Origin of the sequence: Spirillospora sp. CA-128828 (assembly GCF_050945415.1) — a bacterium.
Classification (GTDB): Bacteria; Actinomycetota; Actinomycetes; order Streptosporangiales; family Streptosporangiaceae; genus Spirillospora.
Genome location: NZ_CP191986.1, coordinates 1563765 through 1580914 on the forward strand (window position 1 = coordinate 1563765; position 17150 = coordinate 1580914).

Below are 17150 nucleotides of genomic sequence, written 5' to 3' on the forward strand. Positions count from 1 at the left end.
CGCCGAACAGGGCCGTCAGACCAACAGGTCTGACGGCCCTGAACCTTTCTCCCAGGCCGTGACTCGCGCAGACGCTTCACTCTTCCCCTGATCGCGCCTTCCCGAGTCCAGGTGATTTCCGCCCTGCCACCACTTCGACCTCGATGCCACCCGCATCCCCAACGCCGGACCCGAGCCGCCCCCCGCCGCCATCAGTCGCCCGTCCCGCGAGAAGGCGATGCGCTGCACACGGTGTCGCTCGGGGCGTTCCAAATCCACCGGCCACGGTTCGCGCGTAGCCGGGTCACGGAGGTCCACCGCGCCGTCGAACCGCCGCCCGATCGCCAGCGGGCCGCCGGAGGGGGCGTAGGTCCATGTGAAACAGGTGTCCCAGCGGTCGGCGCGGTAAGCATCCGGAAAGTGCCAGGCCACTTCACCGGTGTCGATCGACAGCGCGCACGGCCCCTGGACGGGGTCGGGGTTGGTCACGACGAGACTCTCGGTGGGATCGAATCCGATCTCGTGCAATGGCCGTTCGCGCAATGGAACCGGCACGGGGATCCGAGCGGTGAGGCGCCGCGCCGCGATGTCCATACCTCGATCTCGTTGGTCGTGTCGTGCAAGGCGTCGTGGTAGCGGTGAACACGAGCAGCCTCCGCCGTGCGTCGTCCCATGCGGGTTTCACGCAGAACGGGTTGAACGATGCCGACTTCCACTGGTCGTAGGCGGCGAGCACGCACGTGGCACCGGTCTCAAGATTGAGCCTGCGCGTCTCCCCGTTCAGCGCGTAGATCAGGGAAGTGCCGTCCGCGTCATACCGGACTGCGTGGACGAACGTCTGATGCGGCCCAACCGGCTCGGCGTGCACGAGCCTTCGTTCGCCGGTCGCCACGTCGATCAAATGGAGTTCAGCGCCGTACCCCTCCTTGAGGGTGGTCCCCACGGCTAGCTCGGCTCCGTCGGGACGCAGGTCGAACGCGTCCGACGCACACCGGTTGGGCGCCAGGCACTCCAACACCAGCTGACCGGGCGCAGCGTCCGCCTCCGGCCGCGAGAAGACGAAGCCTTCGTTCATCTTCTTGCGGACTTCCTTGACGAACGCGTAGTGCACGTCGTGCGGCGAGCCATCGATGTCGCGGCGTCAGCACGATCTCTTCCCGCTCCGCGTGGGGTGATCGTGGTTGGCCGACGTGCGCGCCACCCGGCCACCGGCGCTCGGGCTCACGTCACCACCAGCCCAATGAACGTGAGCGATCAGCGCGTGGCCACGACACGTCAGCGGGGAGAGTCAGCCGTGTCGGGTCGGCCGATAGGTCAGCACCTGCGTGTGGCCGTCGAAGGTCCGGGCCTGGAGCAGTTCGAGGTCGAAGTCGTCCGCACCGTCGAAGATCCGGTCCACGCCGGTCGCCCCGGAGATCACTGGGAAGACCGTCACCTCGATGGTGTCGATCAGGCCGGCGTTCAGCAGCGCGCGGTTGAGCGTCAGGCTGCCGTGGGAACGCAGCGGCAGGTCGGATTCGGCCTTGAGCCGCGTGACCACCTCGACAGGATCGCCGGACTCGATGGTGGTGTCCGGCCAGTCGAGCGGCTCGGTCAGCCGGTTGGAGAGCACCGTGACCGGAGAGTCGAACATGCGCGTGATCCACCCGTCGAGCAGGCTGCGATCGAAGCCTGGGTTGAGGAACGGCGCGTTCGAGGAGTAGGTCTTGGCCCCGAGCACCATGCGCAGCGGGTCGCGGTAGGCAGCGGCGCGATGCGCGAGGAATTCGGGGCCCTGCTTGCCCCAGTAGCCGCCCCAGTCGCCGTTGTGGTTGGCGAAGCCGTCGAGCGTGGAGAAGATGTCGAAGGTGTACGTGGCGGTCATGGTGTCTCCTTGGCGGGAAGTCGGTCGCGCCGCGCCTTGTGGCGGCCTCACCCTCGCTACGAACACCACCGCCCCGATCCGACACGCCTCCCGGATTTCTTTCAAAACTTTCCGGGCTCATCCGATCTGAGGCTGTAGTCGTGGTCTGAACCCGCCGGCCTCGAGTAGTGATCTTGCGGTGTAGCCGGTGAGGCTGCTGAAGCCCAGCGCGGAGCCGCCTGGGTCTTCGACGCGGCCGTTGATCGCTCCGGTCGCGCCGTTGCCGGTGCCGACCCGGTCGAAGTAGGCCGGCACGCTGGCGGCCCGGCGTTTGAGCGTTCGCCCGCCGCTGATCAGCTCGGTCAGGGCCGTGGGCACCGCCGCGCTGATGACGGTGATGATCTCCGCCGGCCCGGTCTTCGCGGAGGCTCGATCCGGGTTGCGATAGGCGGCGGTTGGCAGATGCCCCAGGTGGCCTCAACCTCGACGTTGCTGCTCAGTGGCGAACACGGCAGTCCCTCGCGGCCGACCAAGGCGGGAAGTCACAGGTGAACCTGCGCTTCCACGACCAGTCGACCGGGCGGAACCGCCGGCCGTGGCGTCGCAGTTCTGGTGTGCGCACCCAGCCCGACACAATACGAACCTTCGCGGGGCGGAGCCCACTGCGTCCCGGCGGGCAACCGCGGTTCCTCGATCATGTCCAGGCGGACCCCCGCACGGAGCGGCTCGAAGGCCGGTTCTCCTGGCCGTCCGGCCGATGGTGGTGGACGATCGGCGGAGGTGTCCTCGCCGCCGGCTTCGCGGTGGCGGGCTACACGGTGACCCGTCGCCCGCGCCACTGGTTCTCCGCGCCGCGCTGAAGTGGCGGTCTGCGGCCGGGTGCGTCCGGTCGTGTCCCTGCGAGCGCGGGCCAGCGTAGCCTTGCGCGAGTGCTTTCGCGTGGGAAGGGCGATCCACTGTGCTTGTGGCGCACGGAAATTGGACGGGTGACCGGCTGGTGCTGTGGGCGGAGCGGTCCGGTGAGGTGACGCGGAACACCTCGCGGGCGAGGGTCAGACCGCATCCGTTCGCAGCCTCCCATGCCGATCTGGTCAGCGCCTTTCCCGAAGTGGACGGCATGGAGGAGCAGGTCACGCTGACGCTGCCGGGTTCCGCGGCGTCGCCGCTGGCCTCGCCCGGGTGCGGGGTGGCGGTGTCGGTTCGTGCCCCTCGGCTGGGACGTTGGCGGGTTCCCGCGCTGTCCGTCGCTGCGCCCGAGGCGTTCGCGCTGCTGACGCGCGGGACGGTCGACGAGAAGGCCGGGGCGTCGCTGCGGTACCTGGCCGCCGTCGCGGAGCGGGCGGGTGACCTGGTGCGGCGCGGCCGGGTGCTTCCCCAGCTGGTGCGGGAGCCCGCGGGGTTCGCGGCGCGCTGGCGGCCGGTGCTGACCGGGGACGACGCGCGCTGGTTCCGCGAGACGGCGGCGGCGATGCCGCCGGTGGGCCGGGCCGTCGAGGAGGAACGCCCGTCGGCGCACGTGCTGATCGAGGCGCTGGTGTGCCTGGCCGACGCCGCCGTCCGCGCCGCGCTGTCCGGGCCCGTCGTCGGCGGCCGCCGTCCGGGGGCGCGGTCCCCGCTGCCCGACCGGTGGGCGGCGGCGCTGAGCGGCACGGACGGTTCGCTTCCCGGAGTGCGGGAGGATCAGGCGCAGGAGCCGGCCGCTGCGCTGCACGCGTGGTTCACCGACGCGCAGGCGCTGGACCAGCCGGTGCGGACGTGCTTCCGGTTGGCCGAACCGGACGGCGGCGACGACACGTGGCGGCTGGATTTCGCGCTGCAGCCGGCCGACGACCCGAGTGTCTACGTACCGGCCGAGGAGGTCTGGGCGGACGGCGGCCGGCCCGAGGAGCGGCTGCTGGCGGGCCTGGGGCGGGCCGGGCGGCTCTATCCGGAACTCGACCGCGCGCTGCAACGCGCCCGGCCGTGCGCACTGGAGCTGACCACGGCCGAGGCGGCGGCGTTCCTGCGCGACGCCGCGGCCCTGTTGCAGGCGGCCGGGTTCGGGGTGCGGCTCCCGGCATGGGCGGGCCGGCGGCGTGTCGGGTTGAGGATGACGGCGCGGCAGCGCAAGGGCCCGGGCTCGGCGGTCGGGCAGGGGTTCGGCTTGGAGGAGCTGCTGGACTTCCGGATCGACCTGGCGATGGACGGGGAACCCATCGGCGAGGAGGAGCTGGCGGAACTCGTCCGGCTGAAAGTGCCGCTCGTGCGGGTGCGCGGGCAGTGGGTCGAACTGGACGGCGGCCAGCTCGACGCGGCGTTGCGGGTCGTCCAGGAGCGGGGCCGGGGCGAGATGACCGTGGCCGAGGCGCTCGGCGAGATCGCCCTGGCGGGCGAGGAGGACCTGCCGCTGACGGCAGTCGACGCCGATGGGCTGCTGGGGGACCTGCTGTCGGGCGAGGCCGACCGTCGGCTCGCGCCCGTCCCGACGCCGGAGACGTTCTGCGGCACGCTGCGTCCGTACCAGGAGCGGGGGCTGGCGTGGCTGTCGTTCCTGTCAGGGCTCGGGCTGGGCGGCATCCTGGCCGACGACATGGGCTTGGGGAAGACCGCACAGACGCTGGCGCTGCTGCTGGTGGCACCGGGCCGGACGCTACTGGTGTGCCCGATGTCGCTGGTGGGGAACTGGCAGCGGGAGGCGGAGCGTTTCGCGCCGGGGCTACGCGTGTACGTCCACCACGGCCCGGACCGGGACGTCGCGCTCGTCCACGAGGCCGACCTGGTCGTCTCCACCTACGGGACGGCGCTGCGCGACCGGGAGGCGCTGGCGGCGGTCGAGTGGGCGCGGGTCGTCTGCGACGAGGCCCAGGCGATCAAGAACAGCGCGGCGAAGCAGGCGCAGGCGGTCCGCGCGATCCCGGCGCCGTTCCGGCTGGCGCTGACCGGCACCCCGGTGGAGAACCACCTGGCCGAGCTGTGGTCGCTCATGGAGTTCACCAACCCGGGGCTGCTCGGCCCTGCCCGGCGGTTCCGGCGGCGGTTCCAGGAACCGATCGAGGCCCGCGCCGACGAGCAGGCCGCCGCCGCGCTCAAGCGGGCGACCGGTCCGTTCGTGCTGCGCCGCCTGAAGACCGACAAGTCGATCATCTCCGATCTGCCCGACAAGTTGGAGATGAAGACCTGGTGCACTCTGACGCCCGAACAGGCCACCCTCTACCAGGCGGTGGTGGAGGACATGATGGCCCGCATCGACGGCAGCGAGGGCATCGAGCGGCGCGGGAACGTGCTGGCCGCGATGACCCGGCTGAAACAGGTGTGCGGACACCCCGCGCTGCTGCTCAAGGACGGCTCGGCGCTGCCGGGCCGGTCGGGGAAGCTGGCCCGGCTGGAGGAACTGGCCGCCGAGATCGTCGAGGAGGGCGACAAGGCGCTGGTGTTCACCCAGTACGCCGAGTACGGCACGCTGCTGCAGCCGCACCTGGAGGCCCGGCTGGACCGTCTGGTGCTGTGGCTGCACGGCGGCCTGACCAAGCGGCGGCGGGCCGAACTGGTGGACCGCTTCCAGCAGGCCGACGAACCCGTGATCTTCCTGCTGTCGCTGAAGGCGGCTGGGACCGGCCTGAACCTGACGGCCGCCAACCACGTGATACACGTGGACCGCTGGTGGAACCCGGCGGTGGAGAACCAGGCGACCGACCGGGCGTTCCGGATCGGGCAGACCCGTGACGTGCAGGTCCGCAAGTTCGTCTGCCTGGGCACCCTGGAGGAGCGGATCGACGAGATGATCGAACGCAAGCAGGCCCTGGCCGAAAGCGTCGTCGGCACCGGCGAGGACTGGATCTCCGAACTGTCCACCGACCGGCTCCGCGACCTGTTCGCCCTGGACCGCGAGACGGCGGTGACATGAGCCCCTGGTTCGAGCCGTCCCGGCCGGTCCAGGTCGAGGGCGGGCTCAAAGCGAGATCGCGGCGCGGCTCCATCGGCGCGCAGTGGTGGTCGCGGCGGTTCATCGACGTCCTGGAGGAGATCTGCGACCCCGGCCGGCTCTCACGCGGCCGCGCCTACGCCCGCAAGGGCCAGGTCCTGTCACTGGAGGTCGCCCCCGGCGAGGTCCGCGCGCGAGTGCAGGGGTCGCGTCCCCGCCCCTACAACGTCTCGCTCCAGATCGACGCCTATGACGCCGGCGAGTGGGAAGACCTGACCGGCGAGCTGGCGGCGCGGGCCGTCCACCGTGCCAAACTGCTCGCCGGGGAGATGCCGCCGGAGATCGAGCAGGTCTTCGACGACCTGGAACTGCCGCTGTTCCCCGACGGCTCCGAACTGGAGATGGACTGCTCCTGCCCGGACTGGGGATGGCCGTGCAAGCACGTGTCCGCGGCCCTGTACCTGCTGGCCGAGGCGTTCGACGACGACCCGTTCCTGGTCCTGGCCTGGCGGGGCAGGACCAGGGAGGACCTGCTGGACGACCTGCGCGGCGCACCCGCCGACGAGGAGCCGCGACGGCCCGGGCTGCTCGACGTGCAGGACACCCCGTTCGCCGAGCGCATGGAGGACTTCTTCACCGGCGGACGGGTGCCGCGCGTCATCCCGGGCCCCGCACCGGCGGATCTGCTGCTGCGTGCTCTGGAGCCTCCCCGAGTGGAGGTACGCGGCACGCCACTGCTCGAGTTGCTCGACCCCGTGTACCGGAGTCTCGCCGTCCAGGACGGGGAGCACCCGCCGCCGGGCACCTGAGCGGCCGGGCCGAGATCACGCTCTGGCAGCACAGCGCCTCGCCGGTACCCGATCGGTGGTCCGTGCCGGATCACGGCCGGAGGTTCGGGTGGCTAGTCCGCCGGTCGGCGGTAGGTGGTCGTTCGGCCTCTTCCGCCGTGTTGTTCGATGAGTCCCCGGCGGCGCAACTCACGGAGGGCCTTGCGGATGTTGGGGGCGGTCAGGTTCAGCTGACCCTGGAGTTCTGCCACGGTACGCGCGCCGGTCGCCAGTGCGTCGTAGACGCGCAGCTCTGTCTGGTTGAAGTCGTCGCCGGGGCGCGTTGTGGAGGCGGCCCTCCGGAGGAGGACCGTGAAGCGGATACCGGCGTCGATGTAGTGCGCGGGTGGGAGTCCCGCTTCGGCGAGGGTTTTGGTCACGATGGGGATGCCGGTGGCGAGGGCTTCGATGACGCGGGCGCCGCCGTCGGGGGTGCGGACATGCTGGCAGATGGCGACGAGCCGGGCATTGCGGGCCGAGGTCACGGCCTCGCGGCCGAGTCTCTCGACGGTGATGCCGTAAAGACCACCGGGATTGGAGACGATTAGGCGGTCACGGCGCAGGCGTACCTCGACGGCCATGCCAGCCGACCAGTGGTCGAGGTCGCGGTGGACGAGCGCGTTGGCGATGATCTCGCGGAAGGCGATGAGGGGGAAGGCCGGTTCGTCGTGGACGGTGCCGTCGGGTGCCGAGACGATCGCGGTGTCGAAGGTCCGTCTTGCCCAGGCGAGTGCCTCGTCGAGCATGAGGGGGATCGGGCCGGTGATGGTGGCCTGGTTGCGGGCGCGTGATCCCGCAGGGTCGTTCGGCAGTGGTTCGGCCGATGCCTGGATGACGAACCGCGGGAACCATTCCTGCGGGTGGACGCCCAGGGACAGCAGCCCGGCGACCGTGGGCGTCCCGTCAGGCGTCGTCACCCCCGCGCGGCGGAGGAGTTCCGCGCTGTCGTCGAAACGGCCCAGCCCGTGGGGGTCCCGTTCGCGCACCGACCGCAGGAAGCCCTCAACGAGATCACGGTCGAGGTCGTCGCGGGTGGCGCCGTCGACCGGGGCCCGGTCGAAAAGGGGTGGCTGCCGTGCGGCGAGGAATGCCTGCTCCTCAAGGGCTGATAGTTCGAAGTCCCCGTCGTACCCGCGCAGGTAGGCTGTGCCGGATCCGGTCACGCGGCACGGCTTGGCCGACGGATCGCACTCGTGAACGTGCGCCACAACGACCGGCATTCCCTCGACAACCCCGTCTTCCACGGTGATCCGGACGGGTGGGGTGAACGAGCGTGCCTTCACGGCGATGCCTTGCTTGAGCTTCTGCGGGTCGGTGAGCGGTACGGGCCGGAAGCCTGTCGCCTCATCGAGCCCCAGGATGATCGTCCCGCCGCCCGGAAGGTTCGCCAGGGCGCTGAGTGTCGAGGTCAACGACTTCGGCAGCCCGCCAGCGGCCGACTTGACCTCCACATCCGACGAGTCGCCGCCTGCTGTGCGCAGGCGTTCCACCAGGTCGTCCAGATTCATGCTCACGCGCCAAATGTAACAGAGATGCGGTTACATTTACCGCAGTTTCAGTTGCATTTGGGTGGGGCGTCTGCTCAGCTACGTGCCGGCGACGCGGGTGAGCTTCACCGGGCGCTGATCTTCTTCGCGAATGCGAGGAAGCCCTCATGGCCGGGCAACTTTTTCAGACAGTCGCATCAGGGCACGAGCTCTGTCTGGAGCGCCGATCTGGATTGCGCGGCGGGCTTGGAGGTAGGTGAGTTCGGGACCGGCGAGTTGGGGGTGGGTGACGAGCCGGTCGAGCAGATGGTCGGCATTGGTGCCTTCCAGGCGTTCAAGCAGAAGCAGATGCCACTCCGCGAGATCACCGGTGCGCTCTCTGCGAGAGTGATCGGCGTCGACGCCGTAGATTCTGGGGGCGGCGGTTCGGGTCTGGTCGAGTGCGGTCAGGTAGTGGCCGGCGAAGTCGGCCCAGGCGTCGCTGCCCCGCAGCAGCCCGGCAAGAACGGCGGCGAGGGTGGTCTCCTTCTCGCTGATGCGGCCCCATCCGGAACGGGTCCACCCGTGCTCCTGCTCCCAGCGGATGAGCTGCGGCGCGGCCAGCCGCGCGAAACTGGAGAATCCGTGGTGGTCGCGCAGACCTTGCCACAGGGTGGCGACGGCATCGGAGACGACGAAACCGGCAGCCTCCACGGGATCCTCGGAATGGAACAGATCGTAGCTCTTGATCTCGCAAGCCAGGTCGATGAGCTGCTCAAGGGCGGCGGCGCCGGTCGGGACGTCGAGAGCGAGCGCGGAGCGCGCGTCCTTGGCCAGACGCTGGAAGATGAAGCGCCACCGACTGCGTTCCTGGGGTGATACGCGCCGATCCCCGGCCATGTAGGCGCCCGCGCGGGCGAGTGCCACGAAGTCGGTGATGCCGCGCAAGACCCCTTGGGGGTCGATCCGCTCCTTGTTGGAAACGGCCGGCTCGGTGTCGGCGGGCTGGAGTTCGGTCTCGATGCGCTCTCGGAACTGCTTGGTGCCCCGCCAGTACAACGTCCACAGCAGCTTCCTCAACGCGTCATCGTCGAGACCGGCCAGTTCCTTGTAGAACTCGTCCTTGTTCATCCGCTTCGTCGCCACGACCGTCGATCGTAAACGCTGGAACTTGCCTGCCCCCTCCGTCCGTTGACTCGCGCAGCCGCCGGGCCGCGGCACGGTCACGAGTGGGGGACGGCAACGGCAGCCGCAGTGCAAGGAGGGCGTTGGGCGATCAGGGGGTGGATCAGGCGAGCAAGGCGGAAGGCGTCGTGTCCGGGACGACGTCGATGGTTCGGTGTCGTAGCCGACGGCTCATGTCATCTGATCGGTGTGTCACCTCATCCCCTGGGAGGCCTCCGCGATGGCGATCCGAGAACAGTCGTCTCATGACCCGTTCGGCGAGTGGGCGAAGCACAAAGGGCGGGCCGGCGGCCGGAAGGCCGCCAGCGGTACCCAACCGGTCGGGAAGGGCCTGCGCTTCGCCTTCTATGGGCGGACCTCGACTACCGGTCACCAGGATCGGCGGACGTCGTATGGGTGGCGGCGTGAAGCCGCCGACTCCCTTATCACCGGCGAAGGCGTGATCGTGGCCGACTACTTCGACGCTGGATGCTCACGCGAGGTGCCGTGGTCACGACGTCCACAGGCGGCGGCACTGCTCGAAGCCCTGACGGCCCGCACCTTCGATGCCATCGTGGTCGGGGAGTACGAACGCGCGTTCTCCGGAAACCAGTTTGCCGCGCTCGCTCCGCTCCTGGACGCACACGGCATCCGGCTGTGGCTGCCTGAGGCGTTCGGTCCCGTCGACATGAACGAGCCGGCGCACCGTGCGCTCATGATGATGCTGGGCGCGCAGTCGCGGCGCGAGGTACTGCGGGCACGGCACCGTGTCCTGGCCGCGATGCGCATCCAAGCCTGCGAGCAGGGCCGCTACCTCGGCGGCCGGCCCCCTTACGGGTACCGGCTCGTGGACGCCGGTCCGCACCCGAACCAGGTGCACGCCCAATGGGGACGTCGCCTGCGGCGCCTCGATCCCGACCCGCTGACCGCTCCGCACGTGAGATGGATCTTCGCGCGCCGCCTCTCCGGCGTGAGCGTGGCCGGAATCGCCCGCGAACTCAACGAACGCGGTGTCCCCTGCCCGTCCCGTGTCGATCGAAAGCGAAATCCCCACCGGTCGGGACAGGACTGGACGCTGAACACGGTCGCCACGATCCTGGAGAACCCCCGCTACACCGGCCGTCAAGTCTGGGACCGGCAAGCCGGGTTCGACGACACGACCACGGGATGGGCGATCTCCAAGAAGCCCGCCCATCCGGCACTGGTCTCCGACGCCGACTTCGTCGCCGCGCAGACGATCCGCGCCGCCAGACCCACCCGCGATGGGAGCGTCCGCGTATACCTCCTGGCCGGCATGCTCCTATGCGGCCTCTGCCGGCGGCGGATGGACTCCCATTGGGTCAACGGACGCAGCGGCTATCGCTGCCGCCACGGCTACGACAGCACCAAGCCGCGCTCTCGCGACGCGCCGAAGAACCTTTACCTACGAGAAGACCACCTGCTCGACGAGTTGATGCGGCAGATTTCACCACGACGAGGCGAAGCTCGCTCACCGTATGAACTCGTCGCACTCCTCAAGCGCAACGGTCTCGCCATCGTCTGCGACAGGTCATCTTGCACCGTGGTCGGCAACAACGAGGAAGAGCCCGCTCCAGGAACAGCCTCCCAGATCGAGCTCTTCGCGTCACCCATGGGGTAATCCTGTGTCCGACCGAAAGTACATGGCCCCTCCATTCATCGCTCGTCGCTCCGTACCGCATTTCGGTTGGTGCATAGCCTGCAGCCACCTGGTCGGATTGATGCGAGCCCGCACGCAGATCCGGACTGCTGCGTGCGGCTCAACATTACCGTCACGCGCAGGAATATCGAAGGAAGGCAAGGTCAAGTTTTCCGTCATGCGCCTTTCGGGCCCGGTGTCAATGTGCGCCTCCAGGAGATCTTGAACGGAGTGGGTCCAATGCTTGTTGGACAGGTTCGGGAGTTCTTTGACGGTCTCAGGAGATCGTGGACGTGGCCGTTTTGGTCGTTCTCAGTCAGGGTGAGGGGCCCCGCGCTTTCCGGACAGCTGACTGATGGGTGATCCGCGGGCAGATCTACGCTGCTTGCTGCCGGCCCAGATACTCTATGTGGACCTCAAGAGGGGTCCGATACCCGTTCGCGGAATGAAGTCTGCGTCGATTATAGAAGCCCTCGATGTATTGCACAACCGCGCGGCGTGCTTTGCTGCGTGTGGCAAATACCATACGGTTGAGCCACTCGTTCTTCAACGCTCCGAAGAACGATTCCGCCATCGCGTTGTCCCAGCAAACCCCGGTTCTTCCAACCGACCTGCGCATGCCGTATCGGCGCAGGTGCCGGCCGAACTCATCGCTCGTATAGTTCGACCCGCGATCGCTATGGAAGATGCAGCCCTCCTCGATGTTGACGTTTCCGGCTGCCGAGTCCAGGGCGGTCATGATGAGCGAGGTCTTGAAGTGATCGGCCATCGCCCAACCGACCACCATCTTCGAATGGCAATCGATCACGGTCGCCAAATACAGAAAGCCTTCCCAGGTCGGGATGTATGTAATATCACCGACCAGCTTGGTGCCTGGACGCTCGGCGGTGAAGATCCGGTTGACCAGGTCGGGGATCGCACCGGGCTCGCCGGCCTGGGTGGTGACCGGCCGCCACGGCCGCGGCTGCACCGGCACAAGCCCCAGCTCGCGCATCAACTGCCGCACCAGCTCCGGCGAGACCTGCTCACCCGAGCGCGCCAGCACCGCGTGGACACGCCGATAGCCGTAGGTCTCGTGGTTGGCCTCGAACACCGCCTCGATCATCGGCTTGAGGCGTTCCCGGCGTTCGGCAGTCGCCGACAACGGACGAGTCCGCCAGTCATAGAAGCCGGACCGGGAAACGCGCAGCCAGGCGCACATGTCAATGATGGCGTGGTTGGCCTTCTCCGCATCGATGAGCTCGTACTTGGCGCTCACCGATGATCCTTCGCGAAGAAGGCCGCGGCTTTTACCAGAAAGGCGTTCTCCTCGCGGAGCCTGCGGTTCTCCCGCTCGAGCTCAAGTTCCCGGGCGCTCTTCTTCTCGCCGCCGCCGCTTTCCGTCGACGCGTCGCCGCCGTGTCGCCTGCGGTAGTCCTTGACCCAGTTACCAAGCGTCGTGTCGTGGATCCCGACCTCACGGGCTACATGGGCGATGGGGCGTGGGCCGTCCAGGACCATGCGGACGATCTCGTCCTTGTGCTCCTGGGTGAAATGCCGCCTCTGTCGTGCCAACGACCTTCCCTTCCGGTTCTCCCCAACCCTAGTTGGGGACCTGTCCGGAAGATCCAGGGCGCCTCAAGTCGACGGCCAGGTCATGCGCACGATGGCATTGCAAGGCCTCAAGCGCAGCCCAGCCGCCGACTGCGTGACGCTCGCCGAAACCGCCCTGTCGCGGTTGAGAGGGAAGGCCGACCCGTTCACCGAGGCGACGTTCCGCAGCGCGCTCGCCCACACCTACGCCAAGGCTGGGCGGCGCGGCGAGGCAGTGGCGGAGGTCAAGCGCACCCATGAACTGATGGCGGTACCGCACCCGCCGGAGGAGATCCCATTCTGGGTACTGGCATGGGGGCCACCGGCGGGCACCGTGTACGCCCGGCTCGGCGAGGTCTTCAACACGCTGGACGACCCTGCGAACGCGGCCGGGCAGTACGCGCACGCGGCGGCCTCACGGCCGGACGGCACCTACGCCCGGGTGAACGCCCTCAACACCACCGCCGAGGCGCGGATGCACCTCAAGCAGGGGCACATCGAGGCAGCGTGCGATGCGTGGCGGCGCTCTTTGGACCTCATGGCCGGTGTGCACTCGGCTCGTACCCGCAAGGCGGTGACCGAGATGCGGCAGGAGTTGGCGGTCTTCCGCGACCGCGGAGTGCGTCAGGCCACCGACCTTGACGCCCGAGCCGGTGCGCTTCTCGCCAGCGTCGGCCGGGCCTGACCCGAGCAGGCGGCGTAGTGGGCGCGACGGGGCCGCTGTAGGACGAAGCGTGGCACGGCCACGGACGGGCGCACGGTGGACGATGGTCGCGAAGGTCGGAGCGCGCACGCGCAGGGGGCTGCCCAGTGCGTGCGTCTATCGGTGAAACTGGTCTCATAGACACCGCTGGCCATCCGCCATATACACGAGATCCTGGCGACGCGGTACTTGGCGGAGCGGTGTTCGGAACCGCCGATTAGGTCGCCGTTGCAGGGGGTCCGCTGAACGGTCAGTGCCCTTTGTTGCCCCAGCCCGCGCCCTGACCGATCGGGCGTGGTGATCAATCAGCATGCTCTCGATGCCCTGCTGGCCCCCGGCTGCTCAGCCGATGGCTGACCTGGCTGAGCCGACCGAATTTGACGCTAACTGATGACCGACGAGGACATCATCTGGCGGGCCATTTGATGCGATCTGTGGATCGGCTTCGTCGATTCAAAGGGCCCCGCTGAACTGTCGCAGTGGTATCCAACGAGAATTCAACATATCTTGTCTGACCAGTCGAAACGGCGGCTTCTGGCGCGCGGGTTGTGGCGGCAGAGATCAATTAGTCAGGACGTCCCGGCGAGTACTGGTCTGGCTCGGTCAACGAATTCGGTGACACCGGTTCTGCGGCGGTATGGGTGGAGGTTGTCGACGAGGCGGGATAGGTGGCCGATGCATCGGGTGGAGTCGACTTCGCCCGCCAGTGCGTCCAGGGCGTGGCTGCCGTGGGTGAGGGCCTGGTCGAGTTCGGGCCGGTCTTGCTGGAGGTAGGTGGTGGCCAGCAGCACGTGCCGTAGCGCGCCTTCTCGGGAGTAGGAGGAGTCTTGGAGGGTCAGGCCGTGGCGCAGGTGGGTGCGGGCTCGGGTGTGGTCGCCGAGCTTGAGGTAGCAGTACCCGGCTTGGGCGTGGGCCTGGGCTTGGTCCATCCAGTAACACCAGTCCGGTGGCCCGGATGAAGTGGGGTTGGCGGTGAGGGCGTCGAAGGCGGCGTCGATCGCCCGCCGGGCTTGGGTGGTGGCGTGGTCGTTGGCGTGGGCTTCGGCCGCCCTCAGCTCCAGGATCGCGGTGACGGCCGGAGTGGCTCCGCGGTATCCGGACCGCGCGGTCTCGGCGAGGGTGACGGCCTCGCGGATCTGGCCGATGTCTTTGGCCTGGCACGACCAGAACCCCAGCACGTTGGCGCCGAGTGCGTGGTCGCCGGCGGCGTGGGCAGCGTGCAGGGCACCGATCCAGTACCGCTGGGCTCGTGGGTGGAGGCCGGCGTCGAAGCTGATGAACCCGGCCAGGCGCAGCAGCTCGGCGGCGGTGGCGTGCAGGCGTCGGCCGACCGCGTCGGTGTACGAGTTCTGGTCCAGCAGGCCGGTGACGTAGCGCAGGTGCTGGTGGACCAGGTTCAGGAGCTGGCCGCCGCCGAGCTGGTCGTCCATTCGCCGCAGTTGGGCGGTGATCTGGTCGAGGTGGTCGACGACCTGCATCGGCACCCGCGTCCCGGTGGTGTGGGAGCTGTCGGGGGCGGTGTGGGCGATCAGCCACTCGTGGGCGGGTGAGGTGGCCGCACTCCCCAGCAGCATCAGGAACAGGCGCCGGTCCATGGCCCCAGCTTGGGTGCGGGCGCGCAGCGCACGCAAGGTGCCTTGGGTGTCCCAGGGCACGATCAGCCCGGTGTCGGCGGGCACGGCCTGCGGGTCGTCGGTCGGCCAGCCGAGCTCGCTGGGGGTGACCTCGCGGTGCAGGACTTCTGACATGAGCGCCGCGGTGAGGGAGGGCCAGGGTGGCCGGGGAGGGCGGGGCCGGTCGCCGGTCACCCATTTGTAGGGGGTCTTGGGGTGGATCCGGTCGGGGAGGCATTGCCGTTCGGCGAAGGAGTTGAGGCGGCGTGCCAGCCGCTCGGGGTTCCATCCCAGCGCGTTGAGCAGCGCGGCCAGCGGCGGGCCGTTCCCTCTGGCCGGGGTGGTGGTGTTGGAGTTGGTCATCAGGTTCTCCCCGGCACGAGTCGGCGGCGTGCATCCCCGGGTGCTCGCACCGTAGCCCTGCGCCGGGCCGCTCGGCTACCGGGTTGCACCCGCGCGCACCAACGGCACCAGACCGCACTGGCGGCACCGCCTCATCGATCCCTGTGCCGCCGCCTACTGGAGACCAGACAGCGCCCGATGGTCGGGGGCGGTGGCCCAGCGGGGAGGCACGGTGCAGCGCACGCAAGCGGGACCGGTCGGACAGCGCAGTTGGTGTGTGCTGTGCGCGGGGGCGGATCCGTCGCGGTCCACGCCGCTGGATGGGCTGCTGCCGCCTGGCCGGTCCCGGTTCATCGCGGTCGGCGAGAACCTCGTCGCGGTGCCGACGTACGGCTGCTTCGTCCCCGGCTACCTGCTTCTGGTGCCCCGGGCTCACACGCTGTCCTTCGGCCAGCTGCGGACCGATGCGTTGGAGGAGGCCCAGGCCCTGGTCGAGGATCTGGCCGCCCGGTTGCAGGCGGTCTACGGCCTGCCCGTCCTGGCCTTCGAGTACGGCTTGGCCGCCGCCGGAGTACGACGGATCGAACACGCACACTGGCACCTTCTGCCCTCGACCGCCAACCTGGCCGGATGGCTGGATGAGCGGCTGAACGGCGAAGAGGTTGGTGCTCTGGCCGATCTGCCCGCTGACCGTTCCTACATCGCCGTCCGCACCCAGCAGGCGGCGGCGGGTCTATGACGTCGGCCAGGATGCCGATCAGGCACGGCGGGCGCATCGGCGGATCCGGCTGCGCCGCGCGGTGGTCGCCCTTGATCCCCGTGTCGACAATGACGCCTGGGACTGGGCCGAGCACCGCTGCACCGACCTCATCGCCGCGACCGTCACCGACCTGCAGGCCCGGCCGCACGCGAGGCGGACGGCGCCATGAGCGGCGAGGTCTCCCTGGCGGGTCCGATGACAGGACGACCGGCGACGTCCCGCGGGGCGGCGCTGCAGAGCGGCTTCGACGACCTGTACACCGCGGTGTATGCGGTGCTGGACGACGCCAAGAGCAGGCACGACCTGGTCAAGCTGTACAAGGGCAGCCATGCCTCGCCTGATCCGCACCCGGTCGTGACCGATGTCGGGGCCTTCTTCTACCGCGAGCGGCGCGGCCTGTTCGGCTACGCCTGCCGCCAGGCGGGCCCCCACGCGCCGGCCCACGCCGACCTGGACGTCTTCGACGCCGCCCACCGGCCCCGCATCAGCGTCCGAGCCGTATTCGAGTTGCTGTACCCGCAGCTGGCCCGCCCCGGCGAATCGGCCGTCGGCGTCCTGCGCTATGTCGCGGGGCGCCGCCACCGGCTTGGCGCCTACCGGGGCGGATCGTCCGGGTTGGATGAGGAGGCCCGCGCGTTCGCCGCCGCCCACTTCACCAGCGTCGGCGTCCCCTGCACCCCGGACCAGGTGGCGGTGTTCTGCGGCGGTGCCAAGGGCGCGTTCATGGCGTTCTGCGCCGCGATCATGCCGCCGACGCCACGACGACCTGCACCACCTGGGCGGACTGCTACTCAGAGCGCAGCCACGCCATAGCCGATCGCCGCGTACTTCAAGGTGTCCTTGGCCTTGCCGACCTCGCCCGGGTCACCCCCGGCCAGCAGGTAACGGATCCCGCCGACGGTCAGGAACAAGGTCGCCAGCGCCACCAGCAACCCCACCAGCCACCTGGTGATCCGATTGATCACCTCATTCAGATCCTTCGGCGGCGCCGCCAGCGCATCGGCGAACGCATCCGGCGCCGCCAACAGCACCAGCAGCACACCGACCAGCACGACCACGGCTGGCGCCGCCCACCGGGACATCTTCGAGCGCATCAGCCACCTCCTAGATGGACGTGACCGGGGCCCCGAAGCGACCGGGAGGGAAGCGGGCTCTGCCGGCGGAGACCATCACCTCCCTCCGGCCACGGTCACGCGGTCGGACAGAGATCCGGCCCGCATGGGGCGGGCGGATCGGCCGACTGCAGGGCCCCGGCGCCCATCAGGACGCCACACCCCCGCATAGAAACCTCACAACAGGCACGGCCCACCGATCGGTCAGAGG

At 69.2% G+C, this 17150-nt stretch carries 14 protein-coding genes and 1 pseudogene; 7 read left to right on the forward strand and 8 right to left on the reverse strand.

All coding sequences use genetic code 11. From position 1 onward, the window contains the following. Positions 1-15 precede the first annotated feature (15 nt). The 3 genes and pseudogenes from ACQPXG_RS07995 to ACQPXG_RS08005 form a co-directional block, all read right to left on the reverse strand. On the reverse strand, positions 16-573 hold the full coding sequence (locus ACQPXG_RS07995; RefSeq protein ID WP_433466975.1) for a hypothetical protein: 558 nt from the start codon (positions 571-573) through the stop codon (positions 16-18). 694 nt (positions 574-1267) lie between these two features. Next, a complete protein-coding gene (locus ACQPXG_RS08000) occupies positions 1268-1843 on the reverse strand; it encodes a dihydrofolate reductase family protein (protein ID WP_433466976.1) in 576 nt (191 codons plus the stop codon). A gap of 117 nt (positions 1844-1960) precedes the next feature. After that, positions 1961-2316 (reverse strand): annotated as a pseudogene (locus ACQPXG_RS08005) (transposase); the annotation flags it as partial. 120 nt (positions 2317-2436) lie between these two features. Here ACQPXG_RS08005 and ACQPXG_RS08010 point away from each other — a divergent pair. The 3 genes from ACQPXG_RS08010 to ACQPXG_RS08020 all read left to right on the forward strand — a co-directional run bounded on the left by ACQPXG_RS08010 (position 2437) and on the right by ACQPXG_RS08020 (position 6532). Then, positions 2437-2682, forward strand: coding sequence for a hypothetical protein (locus tag ACQPXG_RS08010; RefSeq protein WP_433466977.1), 246 nt, complete (start codon positions 2437-2439; stop codon positions 2680-2682). Positions 2683-2786: 104 nt separating this feature from the next. Further along, positions 2787-5705: a DEAD/DEAH box helicase gene (locus tag ACQPXG_RS08015; RefSeq protein WP_433466978.1), complete on the forward strand. Its 2919-nt coding sequence runs from the start codon at positions 2787-2789 to the stop codon at positions 5703-5705. After that, positions 5702-6532: an SWIM zinc finger family protein gene (locus ACQPXG_RS08020; RefSeq protein ID WP_433466979.1), complete on the forward strand. Its 831-nt coding sequence runs from the start codon at positions 5702-5704 to the stop codon at positions 6530-6532. The genes ACQPXG_RS08015 and ACQPXG_RS08020 overlap by 4 nt, the downstream gene beginning before the upstream one ends. A 92-nt stretch (positions 6533-6624) precedes the next feature. Here the strand turns inward: ACQPXG_RS08020 and ACQPXG_RS08025 are convergent, their stop codons facing one another. Together ACQPXG_RS08025 and ACQPXG_RS08030 are read right to left on the reverse strand one after the other, a co-directional pair. Further along, complete coding sequence (locus ACQPXG_RS08025; RefSeq protein ID WP_433469919.1) at positions 6625-8058, reverse strand: ATP-binding protein; 1434 nt, start codon at positions 8056-8058, stop codon at positions 6625-6627. Positions 8059-8202: 144 nt separating this feature from the next. Then, positions 8203-9162, reverse strand: coding sequence for a hypothetical protein (locus ACQPXG_RS08030; protein ID WP_433466980.1), 960 nt, complete (start codon positions 9160-9162; stop codon positions 8203-8205). Between the two features lie 259 nt (positions 9163-9421). Between ACQPXG_RS08030 and ACQPXG_RS08035 the strand changes: the two genes are divergently transcribed. After that, on the forward strand, positions 9422-10819 hold the full coding sequence (locus ACQPXG_RS08035; protein WP_433466981.1) for a recombinase family protein: 1398 nt from the start codon (positions 9422-9424) through the stop codon (positions 10817-10819). Between the two features lie 394 nt (positions 10820-11213). Here ACQPXG_RS08035 and ACQPXG_RS08040 read toward each other — a convergent pair. Next, a protein-coding gene (locus ACQPXG_RS08040; RefSeq protein WP_433466982.1) for an IS3 family transposase occupies positions 11214-12391 on the reverse strand; the annotation gives its coding sequence in 2 pieces (ribosomal slippage) (positions 11214-12130 and positions 12130-12391; 1179 coding nt in all). Between the two features lie 91 nt (positions 12392-12482). Between ACQPXG_RS08040 and ACQPXG_RS08045 the strand changes: the two genes are divergently transcribed. Continuing rightward, positions 12483-13094 (forward strand): hypothetical protein, encoded by a 612-nt coding sequence (locus tag ACQPXG_RS08045; protein ID WP_433466983.1) that lies wholly within the window; start codon positions 12483-12485, stop codon positions 13092-13094. Positions 13095-13681: 587 nt separating this feature from the next. Here ACQPXG_RS08045 and ACQPXG_RS08050 read toward each other — a convergent pair. Then, positions 13682-15088, reverse strand: a complete 1407-nt coding sequence (locus ACQPXG_RS08050) for a hypothetical protein (RefSeq protein WP_433466984.1) — start codon at positions 15086-15088, stop codon at positions 13682-13684. Positions 15089-15299: 211 nt separating this feature from the next. Between ACQPXG_RS08050 and ACQPXG_RS08055 the strand changes: the two genes are divergently transcribed. Together ACQPXG_RS08055 and ACQPXG_RS08060 are read left to right on the forward strand one after the other, a co-directional pair. Further along, the gene (locus tag ACQPXG_RS08055) at positions 15300-15806 is read left to right on the forward strand and encodes an HIT family protein (protein ID WP_433466985.1); all 507 of its coding nucleotides are present in this window, start codon (positions 15300-15302) and stop codon (positions 15804-15806) included. 216 nt (positions 15807-16022) lie between these two features. Next, positions 16023-16640, forward strand: a complete 618-nt coding sequence (locus tag ACQPXG_RS08060; protein ID WP_433466986.1) for a hypothetical protein — start codon at positions 16023-16025, stop codon at positions 16638-16640. Here ACQPXG_RS08060 and ACQPXG_RS08065 read toward each other — a convergent pair. Beyond that, positions 16619-16921 (reverse strand): pilin, encoded by a 303-nt coding sequence (locus ACQPXG_RS08065; protein WP_433466987.1) that lies wholly within the window; start codon positions 16919-16921, stop codon positions 16619-16621. The genes ACQPXG_RS08060 and ACQPXG_RS08065 overlap by 22 nt on opposite strands. Positions 16922-17150 lie beyond the last annotated feature (229 nt).

Bases quoted from the DNA above. Each gene is read 5' to 3' on its own strand.
- ACQPXG_RS07995 (WP_433466975.1), bottom strand. From the start codon at position 573: ATGGACATCGCGGCGCGGCGCCTCACCGCTCGGATCCCCGTGCCGGTT.
- ACQPXG_RS08045 (WP_433466983.1), top strand. From the start codon at position 12,483: ATGGCATTGCAAGGCCTCAAGCGCAGCCCAGCCGCCGACTGCGTGACG.
- ACQPXG_RS08050 (WP_433466984.1), bottom strand. From the start codon at position 15,088: ATGACCAACTCCAACACCACCACCCCGGCCAGAGGGAACGGCCCGCCG.
- ACQPXG_RS08020 (WP_433466979.1), top strand. From the start codon at position 5,702: ATGAGCCCCTGGTTCGAGCCGTCCCGGCCGGTCCAGGTCGAGGGCGGG.
- ACQPXG_RS08000 (WP_433466976.1), bottom strand. From the start codon at position 1,843: ATGACCGCCACGTACACCTTCGACATCTTCTCCACGCTCGACGGCTTC.
- ACQPXG_RS08065 (WP_433466987.1), bottom strand. From the start codon at position 16,921: ATGCGCTCGAAGATGTCCCGGTGGGCGGCGCCAGCCGTGGTCGTGCTG.
- ACQPXG_RS08025 (WP_433469919.1), bottom strand. From the start codon at position 8,058: ATGAATCTGGACGACCTGGTGGAACGCCTGCGCACAGCAGGCGGCGAC.
- ACQPXG_RS08060 (WP_433466986.1), top strand. From the start codon at position 16,023: ATGACAGGACGACCGGCGACGTCCCGCGGGGCGGCGCTGCAGAGCGGC.
- ACQPXG_RS08035 (WP_433466981.1), top strand. From the start codon at position 9,422: ATGGCGATCCGAGAACAGTCGTCTCATGACCCGTTCGGCGAGTGGGCG.